General features: G+C 58.6%; 8 protein-coding genes. 2 read left to right on the top strand and 6 right to left on the bottom strand.

Features of this window, described 5'->3' with window-relative positions; all coding sequences use genetic code 11:
* Window positions 1–38 precede the first annotated feature (38 nt).
* Window positions 39–3,677, bottom strand: coding sequence for a CheR family methyltransferase (locus ACFFK0_RS04780; RefSeq protein ID WP_377468769.1), 3,639 nt, complete (start codon window positions 3,675–3,677; stop codon window positions 39–41).
* A 724-nt stretch (window positions 3,678–4,401) separates the two neighbouring features.
* On the opposite strand from ACFFK0_RS04780, the gene ACFFK0_RS04775 reads away from it, so the two are divergent.
* Entirely contained in the window at window positions 4,402–4,959 is a 558-nt protein-coding gene (locus ACFFK0_RS04775) for a hypothetical protein (RefSeq protein WP_377468767.1), read from the top strand.
* A 128-nt stretch (window positions 4,960–5,087) separates the two neighbouring features.
* Here the strand turns inward: ACFFK0_RS04775 and ACFFK0_RS04770 are convergent, their stop codons facing one another.
* The gene (locus ACFFK0_RS04770) at window positions 5,088–5,690 is read right to left on the bottom strand and encodes a hypothetical protein (protein ID WP_377468766.1); all 603 of its coding nucleotides are present in this window, start codon (window positions 5,688–5,690) and stop codon (window positions 5,088–5,090) included.
* 799 nt (window positions 5,691–6,489) lie between these two features.
* Complete coding sequence (locus ACFFK0_RS04765) at window positions 6,490–7,773, bottom strand: molybdopterin molybdotransferase MoeA (RefSeq protein ID WP_377468764.1); 1,284 nt, start codon at window positions 7,771–7,773, stop codon at window positions 6,490–6,492.
* Window positions 7,774–8,268: 495 nt separating this feature from the next.
* Here ACFFK0_RS04765 and ACFFK0_RS04760 point away from each other — a divergent pair, with 495 nt between their 5' ends.
* Window positions 8,269–9,525 carry a hypothetical protein gene (locus tag ACFFK0_RS04760; protein WP_377468763.1) on the top strand — a complete coding sequence of 419 codons (1,257 nt, stop codon included), beginning with the start codon at window positions 8,269–8,271 and terminating at the stop codon, window positions 9,523–9,525.
* Here the strand turns inward: ACFFK0_RS04760 and ACFFK0_RS04755 are convergent.
* From ACFFK0_RS04755 to ACFFK0_RS04745, 3 genes are all read right to left on the bottom strand, one after another.
* Complete coding sequence (locus tag ACFFK0_RS04755; protein ID WP_377468762.1) at window positions 9,522–10,385, bottom strand: formate dehydrogenase accessory sulfurtransferase FdhD; 864 nt, start codon at window positions 10,383–10,385, stop codon at window positions 9,522–9,524. The genes ACFFK0_RS04760 and ACFFK0_RS04755 overlap by 4 nt on opposite strands.
* Window positions 10,386–10,552: 167 nt before the next feature.
* Complete coding sequence (locus tag ACFFK0_RS04750) at window positions 10,553–12,907, bottom strand: FdhF/YdeP family oxidoreductase (RefSeq protein ID WP_377468761.1); 2,355 nt, start codon at window positions 12,905–12,907, stop codon at window positions 10,553–10,555.
* A gap of 99 nt (window positions 12,908–13,006) precedes the next feature.
* Window positions 13,007–13,372, bottom strand: a complete 366-nt coding sequence (locus ACFFK0_RS04745; protein WP_377468760.1) for a Na-translocating system protein MpsC family protein — start codon at window positions 13,370–13,372, stop codon at window positions 13,007–13,009.
* Window positions 13,373–13,400: the final 28 nt, after the last annotated feature.

The following is a 13,400-nucleotide window of genomic DNA, read 5'->3' as shown; positions in this document are numbered from 1 at the left end:
TCAAATGAAAAAAGAGAGGAACGGGTCCTCTCTTCGCTCTATTTTACCGGCAGCAATATTTGCACTACCGTGCCTTTGCCCAGTTCGCTTGTAAATGTCACGGTGCCGCGGTGATTTTCAATAATTTTCAGCGTAACCATCAGCCCGAGTCCGGTCCCCTTCTCCTTCGTCGAATAGAACGGCTCACCCAGACGGGCCAGCTTCTCCTCCGGAATCCCGACCCCGTTATCCGCAATGACAATCTGCACCCCTTCACTCGAGTGCTGCTTCATGTCAATCCGAATTTGTCCGCCGTTCGGCATCGCTTCGATGGCATTTTTGAGCAAATTGATGAACACCTGCTTCAGCTGATTCTCTACCCCATACACGGTAGGCAGCTGATCCTCGATATCCATCTTGATTTCGACGTTGCTCATGATCGCCTGCGTGTCGACAATCAGCATGACGTCTCCCATAATCGCGCCCAGGTCGTTCGACTTGAAATCGACCGCTTGCGGCTTCGCCAGGAACAGCAGCTCGCTTACAATGTCTTCGATTCGCGTCAGCTCATCCAGCATAATGGAAATGTAGGATCTGTTCGATTCGCTCGTCGCCATCAGCTTCGTAAACCCTTTGAGCGCGGTCAGCGGATTGCGGATCTCGTGAGCGATGCCCGCTGCCAGCTGCCCGACGGCGGACAGCATCTCCGACTTGCGCAGCAGCTCCTCCGCCAGCTTCTGCTCCGTAATGTCCTCCGCCACCTTCAAATATTGAACGATGTGGCCTTTCCTATCCTTAACCGGCAGCAGCTTGACCGATTCCCAGTATACCTCGCCGTTCTTCTTGCGGTTTTCCAGCTCACCCTGCCACATTCGCCCTTCCGACAGCAGCTTCTGAACGGTCTCCAAGGACGGCTCCGTAGCCGACCACTCGTTCAACGACCAAATCGGCTTGCCCAGCAGCTCATCCTGCGAATAGCCGGTCAGCTCCGTGAAGTAGGGATTCATATATTCGATATATCCTGCCGCGTCGGCAATCACCGTTACGCTCGGGCTCTTCTCAATCGCATTGGACAGCTTGATCAGCTCGTTATTGGCCAGCTTCAGCTCGGTAATATCGATGAAGGTGATCACGATGCCGTTCGCATGCTGCTCCAAGGTCCGGTACGGCAGCATCCGCATGATGTACCAATGCCCGGTCTTGCTCTCCACTTCCCGTTCAACCGGCGTTACGTTGAGCAGCACCCTCCGGGCGTCCTCGACCATCTCGTCATAATAAAAATTGTGCGAAATGTGCGCGATCGGCCGTCCGTGGTCTATCTCCATCAGATTGATTTCCTTCGTTACGGCAGGGGTAAACCGGCGAACGCACATATTCTTGTCCAGAAAAACCGTTGCGATATTCGTGCTCACGAAGAGGTTGTTCATATCGTTATTCAAATCCGTGAGCTCTTGAATTTTGTATTGATATTCCGTATTCACGGTAATAAGCTCTTCGTTGACCGACTGCAGCTCCTCATTCGTGCTCTGCAGCTCTTCGTTCGCGGCTACGAGCTCTTCGTTCGTCGCCTGCAACTCTTCGTTCGACGTCTCCAGTTCCTCGATCGTCGCTTGAAGCGTCTCTTCAGCCCGCTGCAGCTCAAATTCCAGATCGATCACACGCTGGCTGACATTGCTCGCGACATCGTATTCCATCTCTTCCCCGGTACGCGGCTTGGCATTCAACGTCTCCGCCTGCTGAATCTCCACCAGGACAAGCTTCTCCGTCGTCTTGAACTTCTTCGAGAACGGCCGGACGAACAGATTCACGTACAGCTCCGGCTCCGATTCCGCCGCCTTCACGTTCTTATAGACGATCTCCGGCTGGTGATCCTTGCGGACCTTCTGCACGGCTGTAGCGATAGCGACAGACAAATGCGGATTGAGCATCTTGTGCAAATTCCAGCTCGGCTTGCCCTTCGCCAAGTTCAAGTATGGGTTAATCTTCCCGCTGAGATGAATGATGTCATTGTTCTCATCAATAAGCATGCAAGGGTACATGTGCTCTTCGACGAGAATTTTGTACAGGTCGTCCGCCTTCTTGTACTGCCGCTCCTCCGTGACGGACGGATAGACCCGATTCGCCGCCATCTTCTCTAACTTGTCCGCACCTTCCAGCTCTTTTCTTACGTCCATGGCATTCTCGAAATCCTGATGGTTCGCCCGCTTATGCTGGAAAATATTCCAACGCCTGTCCGTCGATTCGAACTGATTCGTCAGTCTCCCTATACTCTCGCTTGGTCCCAAGAACAGGAACCCCTTGGGATTCAGCACAAAATGAAACAGGGACAGCACCTTCCGCTGCATTTCCGACTGCAGATAGATCAGCATGTTGCGGCACGTAATGAGGTCCAAATTACTGAAAGGAGGGTCCTTAATGATGTTGTGCGGGGCGAACAGAACCATTTTACGGATTTCCTTCGTCACCCGATACAAGTCGTCCTCCTTGACAAAATACCGCTCGAGCAGCTCCGAGGGCATGTTCTTCATGGTGGATTCGGGATACAAGCCTTGACCGGCGAACTCAATCGATTCCTTGTCCAGATCGGTGGCGAATATTTTGACGGTGTAATCGACATTGTGCTGCTCCATGTACCGCTTGAACAAAATCGCGACCGAATACGCCTCTTCCCCCGTCGAACAGCCCGCTACCCATACGCGAATTTCCTTGTCGGCTTCCTTCTCCTTGAAAATCAGGGGGAGCGCCTTGACCCGAAGAATGTGGAACGCCTCCGGATCGCGGAAAAAATGGGTTACCCCGATCAGCAGATCCTTGCGGAGAGCGGCCAGCTCCATCGGATTCTGATACAGAAACTCCGTGTACTCGCCTAATGAAGAGATATTGTTCAACACCATACGACGCTCAAGACGGCGGTATACGCTGTTCCTCTTATAATAGTTGAAGTCGATCCCGCTCGCTTGCTTGATCAAGTCAAAAATATAGTTTAAATGCAGATCCATATTAACCTTCTCCAACGTATTGCCCGGCAGCGAATTCGTGAAACCGTTTTCCGCCAAGACCTTAATATGCTGCAGCAGCGCCTGCGGCATATGCTGCGGCGCAAGCGTCTGATCGACGATGCCGGTCAGCTTGGCGCTGTTCGGCATGCCGTCGAACTTGGCCGACTGATCGTCCTGCACCAGCACCATACCACCGGCCTGCTTCACATCGACGATCCCCCTCGAGCCGTCGCTTCCGGTTCCCGACAAAATGATGGCGATCGCGCGTTCCCCGCAGTCCTGCGCTAACGATCGCAGAAACAAATCGATCGGGAACGTCATGCCCGTCTGTGCTTCGCTATCCGCGAGCTCGAGTCGCCCTTTCGAAATCGTCATCGTCTTCCTCGGGGGAATCAGATAGACGCAATTCGGCATCACCTTCATCCGATGCTCGGCGGGAATAATCTGCATGGACGTTCTTGCAGACAGCAGCTCCGCCATAAAGCTTCGGTAGTTCGGAGAGAGATGTTGAATAACGACAAAGGCCATGCCGCTATTCGGTTCCATATGATCGAAGAATACTTCAAGAGCTTCCAGCCCGCCCGCAGAAGCACCGATACCGACCACGTAAAAAGGAACCTCTAAACCCATACTATCGTCGTGACTTTGTCTAGAAACTTGCGCATCAGGCACATGCGGTATGATATAATCATTGCCCATGAAGGTATTCTCCTTAGTCTCGAAACGTTCATCCTAATCACTATAAGTCAGCTATTTCCTATCGTCAATCGATCGGTCAAAGGTATACAATATGATTAAAGAATCGACATATTTTCGACAAGTTTAACGGAAGATTAAGAGATGAATCCGGTCTGAATAGAGTCTATGGCCGAATCGATGCCGGCCAGGGGTGGTCGAAGCTCCTGAACCTTGTTGGTCGAACCCGTGCGGGGCGGCTAAATTTGCTTATGTATATCAGAATATTTTGACGGAAGCTATGCGATATATCGGTTATAGAAGGACAATCGCCGATCTCCGTCGCCGACGAGCATTTTGCCTCTGGCGTTTGCGAACTGCCGCTGGCCTGGATGCGGACGGTAGAGGAGGCTGCGGAGGCCAATGGGCAGGACACGATGACAGCCTGTTTGCAGAGCGAGGAGCATGACTTCGGCGTAAGAATGGCCTCCGCTCTGATGCGGGAGCAGGGCCGGCACGTTCGCTATTACGGCCCAACCTGCCGACCGTGATGATAGGCGGACGATTAGCTTCGATGTACGACGGAAGCGGCGAGACGGTTGTCGTTAAAAATTTGCAGGACATGATGATGGGGATCCGGGAGTATGCCGCGAGTGACAATAGACGAAGAAGGTTCGGGGTGGTTTAGATTAGAGATTACGTCAATTTGCCCGTACCTTATATTCGTATCGACAGGAATTACCGGATCGTGGCCGCTTCAATTCTCGGTATAGAACTGCTGAACGGAAGCTCGGGGGTGCTGAGCGCATTGGATGACGGTTCGCAGAACAAGGCTCTGCGGTATCTGGTACCGGCCCATTCCGGCAAGCGCATTGAGCTGAATATTCGTACAGGCGAGAGCGGCTCGATCCTCTGCGACGTATACCAGCAGTGGGATGAGGAGGAAATCGGGCATTTGGTGTTCGTTCCGGTGCAGAGCAAGGTACGCCCGGCCGAGGATGCCATGCTGCTGCGGGAGCAACCGCAGTCAAGCGGTAGGGCGATAAGCGATGCCGGGGCGGCGGTAGGCGGGGCAGCGGTAAGCGGTGCGGCGGTAAGCAGTGCAGCGGTAAGCGGTGCGGCTGGTGCCGGTGCTTCTGTTCCTTTTGCGGGCGGCGCCGCTGAAGCGCGCCGGCCGCTTGAGAACGCCCTCGAGCTGCTCGAAATGCTGCTGCCTGATCTGGTGGAGCTGAACCGAGCCGAATACGGGATGGTGATCATGGACGAAATCCGGGCGGCGCTTTCAGCATTGAAGGGTCGGAATTGAGCGGGCGGCACCCGAGAGCGGGGCAAGAATGCGTAGTTGCCGGGGAAGTGCGGTTGCGGGGAAAGTGCTTTTTTGTAGGGAAGGGCGGGTTTGCGGTTGAGTGCCGGATTGCAGCGGGGGAGCGCCCGTTACGGTAGTCCGTTGATTTCCGGCTGGCGCTCCGGCTTGAAGCCCGTTCCGAACTGAACGATACCGAGACCGTCCGGATTCGCATATAACCATATGCCTTCCTTGGAGTCCAGTACCGAGCTGACCTCGAGCACGGCTTGCCGTGCTCCCTGAGGAGTCTGCACTGTAATGCCCATCGGTCCCCGCACATATATACTGCCGTCCGACAGCACATATCGGCGCAGCACCGACATGGAATCGATCGCGAAGCTGAATTTGCTCCCGCCGACGGTCAGCGTTCCGCTGCCGGCCGGTTGGACTTCAGACGCTGACTCGGATCCGCGCGGCTTAATGCGCAAGCTGATTTGCAGCGCGGCCGCGTCCAGCTGCTCCGGCGAAATCCGCAGCACATCGTTCTGACCAGCCGGGGCGGGGGACGTTGCATCGACCGTGCCGCCCGGCATGGCTTTATATTGCGACGCCTTGTCGCTCCATTGCAGCCGGTCCGGAGCCTTAAGCTCCGCCGGCTGCTTCGGCTTGGCCAACAGCCAGCCGGCTAACAGCAGGGCCGGGATGAGAATCATGGTGAGTGCTTGGATATATTTGGGCGATTTGAACGACATGCAGTAACGGTCCCCCTCCGATTGCGCTATTATACCGAAAGCTCAGGAACCTGCCAACGGCCAGCCGATGCTCGAGAAGAACAGACGGCACAGACAATGTTATAGCAAGAACAGACGGCACAGACAATATTCGAGCAAGAGCAAGCGGCACAAAGACGTCTCGGTCGGCTGTGCGGCCTGCCCAAGTATACAAGACGGCAAGGAAGCCTCGAATCTTGGTGCCGTTATCGATGTCCCACTTCGTTAACGCTGCCCCACGCAGCTCCAATGTCCGGTTTAACGATGAATTGCATCGTTAACGTCGCGGAAGCGGGTACGGTGAAGACGGCGTGTGCGGTTGTTCAGACGGCGTTGTCAGGACGAACTATAAGCGCAGTAAAAGGTAGTCTGCACACTTCAATAAATAAATTCGGCGCAGTCAGTACAGTCAACACAGTCCGCATAGCCGAAGAAGCAAACAGTGCAATCCCCGTCTCGTCAGCGTGTTCCACTCCCGCCGACATAACAGGCAATGCACCCACCGTCAACCCAGTCCACACCGCCGGCATAGCAGGCAATGCGCCCACCGTCAACCCAGTCCACACCGCCGGCATAGCAGGCAATGCGCCTACCATCAACCCAGTCCACACCCGCCGACATAACAGGCAGATGTACCTACCGTCAACCCAGTCCACACCGCCGACATAGCAGGCAATGCGCCTACCATCAACCCAGTCCACATTACATATATAGTAGACCATGCACCACCGTCGGCAACGTCCGTCCACAGTCTGCAACGTAATAGACCCAGTCAACGGCCTTAGCCGTCCCCGTCATCCCCCCACGGCCATTCCGCCCCGTCCCGGTCATCGACCAGCATCAGCTTCACCCGGTCGCCCGACTTGTAGCCTCTTGAGCCGCCCGGCAGCACGATGAAGCCGTTCGCCTCCGCCAGGGATGTCAGCGAGCTCGACTTGTCAAAGCCGACGGGAACGCCGCCGACCTTGCCGTCCCGGTAGACGATTCGAGCCCTGACGAATCGCGTGAACGGATTGGGCTTCGGGTAATCGGCCAGCAGCTCGCCCTCGATCAGCGGCGCGAAAGGGGCCTCGGCTCCCTGCATGAGACGGATCGCGGGCCTTGCGAACAGCTCGAACCCGACATAGCAGGCCGACGGGTTGCCTGACAATCCGAGCAGCAGCTTGCCGTCCAGCTGCGCAGCTGTCGTCACGCTGCCGGGACGCATCGTCACCTTGTCGAACAGCAGCGCTGCGCCAAGCGTCGCATACACTCGCGGCATCAGATCGTAATCGCCGACGGACACCCCTCCGGTCGAGACGATCAGGTCGCACTCGGCGAGCATCCGCCGGTACGTTGCCAGATGCGGCTCCAGCTCGTCCGGCACCTGTCCGTAATAGCGGCACTCTCCGCCGGCCCGCTCGATTTGTGCGGCCAGCATGGCCGCGTTGCTGTTGCGAATGCGTCCGGGACGTACCGGCTCGCCGGGCTGCAGCAGCTCGGAGCCCGTCGCCATGACGCCGACGACCGGTCTGCGGCCGATTTTCGCTTCCGTCATGCCTAACGAGGCCAGCACCGCCGCGATGCCGGGGTGAATGACCGTACCCTTGCCGACGAGCAGATCGCCCTGCTTCGCCTCCTCTCCGCGCAGCGACACATTGTCCCTGACGCGCATCGCACGCTTAAGCACAACCCAGGCTTTACCTTCCCGTACGTATTCCTGCGTCCATTCCCTCATCACCACGGCATCGCAGCCGGGCGGAAGCGGCGCCCCTGTCATAATTTGCACGGCCTGGAACGGCCCGACCGCCTTCGTCCCGACCTGCCCCGCCGCAATGCGCTCGACGATCTCGAATTCCAGCGGCCGGTCCGGACACGCCGACTCCGTATCCTTCGCCGCCAACGCATAGCCGTCGAAGGCGGAGCGGTCGAAGCTCGGGATGTCGGCGTCGGCGTACAAATTTTCCGCCAATATGCGTCCATACGCCTGCTCCACCGGCACGCTCTCCGGCGGCAGCGCACGAACGCTCCCCGTCACTTTAGCCACCGCCAGCGGGACCGAAATCGCCTGCCTTCGCTCTGTCATCGCTTACTGCTCCTTCCAATGCTTAAACACTCTAACCATCACGGATGAGGAAAGCCCAATCAGCTCTTCTCCACCGGCCCTTCCTTATACCGCTAGGTCAGCAGCCGAATAGGCTTCAGCCACCGACTTTTCCTTCTCGCCGATATACGAAAAAGGGCCGTTCCATACCGGCCCAGCCCTGCATGATCTCATGTTCAGCTGCTTCCGGGCCGCCTCCGAAGTTCGACGACGCTCACGCTGAGCCCAGATGGCCACACCCATGAAAATGTCTGAAGATCCGTTCCACCGCACGATTCATGCGAAATACTCCTTCAGTTTATCTCAGAAACACTGAGGCAAGCAAGACGATTTCATAGAGCAAAAATACCGCCGTGAGCCGCCCAGGACAACCATATGGGATCACTTCAACAAAATAAGAGCCGATTTGTAGTATGATAAGTGCAATGCCCGGCTTTAAGGCCGTGTACAATTCAACCGAAAAAAGGGGGCACGCCAATGTCCAGGCTATGGATAGCGGTGCCGCTCGTATACTTGATTGCAGCCGCCGGCTTCGGGCTGTATATGCGGATCTACGCTTTGTACCCGATGCCTTCCGTCAATTATGTGCACGTCCTTCACGCCCATTCGCACTTGGCGATGCTGGGCTGGGGCTACGTGGCGCTGACGTTATTGCTGACGCATGAATTTTGGGGAGAGGAAGCCGTTCGAGGGCGATCGTTTCGCATCCAGTTCGGGGTGACGCAAGCGGTTGTCGTGCCGATGACGGCGGCCTTCCTTATGCAAGGCTATGCGGCGTGGTCGATCGCATTCTCGAGCATTCACATCATACTAAATTATGTGTATATGGCGTGGTTTCGCCTGCAGTCGCGGCGGGCGGTCAACGGAAGGGCACTCGGTAGCTCGGCAGCGGACCGCAAACCGGCTTCGCTGCGGTATGCTCAGGGGGCTTTGCTGTGCCTGCTGCTGTCCTCGTTTGGGCCGTGGACACTTGCCGTGCTGGGAGCGACCGGACGCTCCGATACGATCTATTTCAACGACGCCGTTTACGCTTATTTGCATGTCCAGTATAACGGATGGTTCCTGCTCGGCTTGGCGGCGCTGCTGCTGGCGCGGCTGGACAAGCTGGGGACACCGGCGCCGTATTCGCAGCTGACCGCCATCCGCCTGTACCGGCTGTTTATGGCAACGCTGCTTCCATCAATCCTGCTATCCTTCACAGCCGACTTGAATACCGCCGGGAAAATGGTCGCGCTGCTGGCCGGACTCCTTCAGCTGGTTTTCGTTTGCGGTTTTCTGCTGCTGTTCGTCAAGGCGTGGCTTGATTTGCGCCGGGCTCGCAGCTTCAGCTGGAGCGAACGGCTTGGCGCGCTGGCTCTCTTCTGCCTGCTGCTGAAGGCCGCGCTGGATCCGCTGCCGGCGCTGCCCGGGCTGGCGCCGCTAGTCGCCGGAACGCGAAGCCTCGTTATCGCCTACCTGCACCTCGCGCTGCTTGGCTTCATCAGCCTGCTGCTGCTTGCGCTCTTCGGGCAGCGAGGCTGGATCCCCGCCCGCTCCCGCTTCGCTGCTTGGGGAGCCGGCCTGATCGCGGCCGGCTTCCTCGCGAACGAATCGGTACTGGCGCTGCAGTCCGTGCAGCAGTGGCGGCTAGCTCCTATCGCCGGAGGCGATTGGCTGCTGGCCGCAGCGGCGGCCGTCATGCTGATGGGCGCCATCCTGCTGCTGGCCGGTGCCTGGAGGACTGCGGCGGATTAACCGACAATCCGCTCGGGATGCGTATAGATCGTCATCTTCGAGCCGCGGACGAAGCCGGCCGCCGTGATGCCGAGCTCCTCGGCCAGCTTGAGCGCTAGGTCGGTCGGCGCAGCGTTGGACAGCAGTACCCCCGCTCCAAGCTTCGCCGTCTTCAGCACAACCTCCGAGGACAGCCGCCCGCTGAACGCTACGATCAAATCGCGCGTCCGCACACGATGCTGCAGGCAGTACCCATACAGCTTATCAAGCGCATTATGGCGCCCGATGTCCGACCTTACGGCCAGCACGCTGCCGGTAACCGGACCGTCCGCAGCACCGCTCGCAAGTCCATCGCCATTCGTTGCTTCAAAACCGGCTTCGGCGCGGCACAACGCGGCATTGTGCAGCCCGCCCGTATGCCGGTACGCTTGCGAGGCTCCCTGCAGCTCCGCGATCAGCGACATGCAGTGCGCCGCCGTCACTTTCAGCTGTGTCGTGGATGTTTTGGCGGTGCGGGCGTCGTTATGCAGGTAAAATTGCCGCCCCTTGCCGCAGCACGACCCGATGAACCGCTTACCGTAAAATTCCGCTCCCACCGTATGACGCCGCTTCAGCTCGACATCCGCCATGCCCCGTCCCTCATCAATAGCCAAACCAATCACCTCTTCGGCCGACAGGATTACCCCCTCCGAAGCAAGAAAACCGATGACCATCTCCTCCAAATCGGAGGGCGTGCAGACGAGTGTGGCAAATTCTTCGCCATCCAGCCGTATCGTCAGCGGGTATTCCGTTGCAATTTCATCATCCTGTTCAGATCTGTAGCCGTCATCAATCCGTGTGACCTGCCAACGAGTGGTTTCCCGATGCATTGAATCCGCCATCCCTGTTCCTCCTGTATGCTGCCGGGGCACCGCAAGCCTGCAACAAAGTGCAGCCGTCTGCCGCTCTTAGCCAAGCCATAGGCCCACCCGAGCTTTCGCCAAAGCTGCCCCGTTCGGAACGAGGGTTCACCCCGACTCCGGGAGTTTCCCCCTTCCACGCCGTACACTCACCCGACCTCCGTCTCCAGCTCCTCCACCCGTTTCTCCACATAGCGGGTATCCTTCAGCGCATGGTACGTATCCGCCCGCTCCACGACGACCGCCGTATTGTACTCCGGTATGCCCGCATGCGGCTCGTACACGCCCTTCGGCAGCAGGCAATTGCCCTCCGGCCAGTACACCTCCACGTTTCCCCGCGCCACATCCGCATACCGGGCCCTGCCATGAAACGTTCCGAACCGATTGTACACGACGACGGCCTCGCCCTCGCTCACACCGATCGCCGCTCCATCCTCCGCACTAAGCAGCACATCGTACCGGTCCGCCGCGTTGAACGGGTCCTTCTCGCCGTAGATCATAGAGTTGAACTGCTTGCCTCGCCGCGTTGTTACATAGAAATGCCCCTCCGGCTTGCGCAGCTCCGGCAGCTCGATCGGCAACAGCCTGCCGCGGCCGTCCGGCGTCGGACAGACGCCGCCCTCGCACAGCCAGGTTCCGCCCCACTGGAACACATCGCCCCGCCGTCCCAGCTGCTCAATGCCCGCATAGTTCGGCGCAGCCCGCGCGATCTCAACCCGCAGCGCCGCGGCGTCCTCATACGCGACCAGCCCCGCCAGCTCCGGCTTCACCCGCGCCGCCAGCTCGCAGTAAATCATCCATTCCGCACGAGCCTCGCCCACCCGCGGCCCCTCAATCTCCGGCGAAAAATACACCATCCGCTCCGTCGATGTCGACGTCCCGCCGCCCGGCTGCTCGTACCGCGTCATCGCCGGCAGCACCAATACCGCCTCGGAAGCGTCCGCCAATGTCGACGTATTCAAAATAATATCCTGATGCACCCGCAGCTCCACCGCCTCCAGGCACCGCCGCACAAACTCCGGCTCCGGCATCGTCTCCAGGAAGTTGCCTCCGGACGTATAGAACACCTTCAAACGCCGCTCGTGATCTTCGGGCAGCAGGGCATTTTCCAGCGACACGCCGACAATATCCCCTTGCCAGCGCGGCAGCTCGAACCCCCACACCTGCTCCACGCGCGCAATATCGTCGCCTTTGAACTCTCCTCCCGGCAGCGAGAACGGATCCGCCCCCATCTCTCCCGCGCCCTGAACTCCGCTATGCCCGCGAATCGGCATCAACCCGCAGTGCTCGCGCCCGAGGAAGCCGCGCAGCAATGCCATATTGGCTACCTGCGATATGTTGTCCGTCCCGAACCGGTGCTGCGTCAGTCCCATGCTCCACACGAATACGCCCGAGCGCGCACCCGCCAGCAGCCGGGCAAACTGCGCCATCCGCTCCCGCGTCAGCCCGCTCGACCGCTCCAGCGCCGCCCAGTCCTGCCGCTCCACGCAGGCGCGCAGCTCTTCCAGCCCCGTCGTATGCTCCCGCACGAACGTCCAATCTACAGCCGTCCCCGGCCCTTCCGCCGCCTCCATCTCAAACCACGTCTTCATCACGCCGTGCATGAACGCAATGTCGCCGCCGATGTTGACCTGATAATGATCGTCCGCCAGCTTCGTCCCGAACAGCGCCGACTCCGGGATCGAAGGAATCCAATATCCGTCCATCGCCGGCTCCCGGTAAGGGTTCACGCAAATAATCCGCGTCCCCGCCCGCTTCGCGGCATACATGTACTTCGTTGACACCGGCTGATTGTTCGCCGCTACGCTCCCCCAGAACACCAGCACATCCGTGCCGATCCAATCTTTATAGCTGCAGCTCGACGCCCCGATCCCGACCGACCGCTTCAATGCCGTCTTCGACGGCGAATGGCAGATCCGCGACGCATTGTCGATGTTGTTCGTGCCGATGAGCCGCGCCGCTTTCGCCGCCGCATAATACGACTCGTTCGTAATGCCCCGCGCCGTCAAATAAAACGCCACCTGCTTCGGATCTACACCCCGAATCTTCACCGCAGCCAGCTCCATCGCTTCGTCCCACGATATGCGCGCGAACCGCCGCTCCCCCTTACGCCGCAGCAGCGGGTACGGAATGCGCCCCAGCTTCCGCAGCTGCGTGCTGTCCATGCGCCGCAGCTCATCGATGTCCGCATGCAGCGCCTCCGGCTTGATCGCCGGCATCGTATTCAGCCTCAGCACGTTCAGCCGCGTCGTGCACAGATGCGGGCCGTCCAGCGTCCGGTCGTACAGCCCCGACACGCCCAGCGCACAGCCGTCGCACACCCCTTGCGTCAATATGCGCGCCGCGTACGGCAGGTTATCGCGGTTGTCCCATGCCACCTTGAGCGTATCGCGGATGTGGCGCGGCTTGACCCGCCCCAGACCGAACGGCCGCAAGCCCACCCAAAGCTTCGGATCCGGCACCTTCGGCAGCTTGATCGGCCCCGTATGCTTCGTCGTCCCCATCGTTCTCCCACTTTCCCTATGTAAAATAAAAAATCCGCCCCGGAGCCGCGCCATATAAGCCACGATTCCAAGACGGATAAGCCTCCGACAGGTTCGCTGTCAAGCGCCGCTTCCGAACTTCTCTTGCAAATTGCAGTCGAACACGAAGATCGACATGCCGTAATCTTTATCAATATCGATGTCCACGAACAGATCCAGCAGCGTCGCGCCAAGCAGCGCCTCCATCTCCACCGGACGGTTCTGGCGGTACATATCCTTCACCCACTGGGTACGCGCTTCGCGGAGCAGATGCTTGCCCTCCGGCGCCCCGGCCATAAACTTCTCGACCGGCGACAGGTTGCTCTCCAGCTCGCAAATCGCCCAATTCCGGCAAAACGTCGTCGTCACCCGGCTCGGCCCCTTGCCCATATGCTTCTTTCGAAACGCTTTCACCAAATTGCTGAATTCCGCTTCAACCTTGTTCATCACAGGGGTCCTCTCGCTCCGCAGGCCG

The sequence above is a fragment of the Paenibacillus chartarius genome (genome assembly GCF_042432825.1).
GTDB classification, from domain to species: domain Bacteria; phylum Bacillota; class Bacilli; order Paenibacillales; family NBRC-103111; genus Gordoniibacillus; species Gordoniibacillus chartarius.
Note: the sequence above shows the minus strand (reverse complement) of the source record. Positions and strands in the feature narration are given on the sequence as shown.

What these genes read in the sequence shown, in the direction of transcription:
- ACFFK0_RS04765 (WP_377468764.1), bottom strand. Translation starts at nt 7,773, where the DNA reads ATGACAGAGCGAAGGCAGGCGATTTCGGTCCCGCTGGCGGTGGCTAAA.
- ACFFK0_RS04760 (WP_377468763.1), top strand. Translation starts at nt 8,269, where the DNA reads ATGTCCAGGCTATGGATAGCGGTGCCGCTCGTATACTTGATTGCAGCC.
- ACFFK0_RS04755 (WP_377468762.1), bottom strand. Translation starts at nt 10,385, where the DNA reads ATGGCGGATTCAATGCATCGGGAAACCACTCGTTGGCAGGTCACACGG.
- ACFFK0_RS04745 (WP_377468760.1), bottom strand. Translation starts at nt 13,372, where the DNA reads ATGAACAAGGTTGAAGCGGAATTCAGCAATTTGGTGAAAGCGTTTCGA.
- ACFFK0_RS04750 (WP_377468761.1), bottom strand. Translation starts at nt 12,907, where the DNA reads ATGGGGACGACGAAGCATACGGGGCCGATCAAGCTGCCGAAGGTGCCG.
- ACFFK0_RS04770 (WP_377468766.1), bottom strand. Translation starts at nt 5,690, where the DNA reads ATGTCGTTCAAATCGCCCAAATATATCCAAGCACTCACCATGATTCTC.
- ACFFK0_RS04780 (WP_377468769.1), bottom strand. Translation starts at nt 3,677, where the DNA reads ATGGGCAATGATTATATCATACCGCATGTGCCTGATGCGCAAGTTTCT.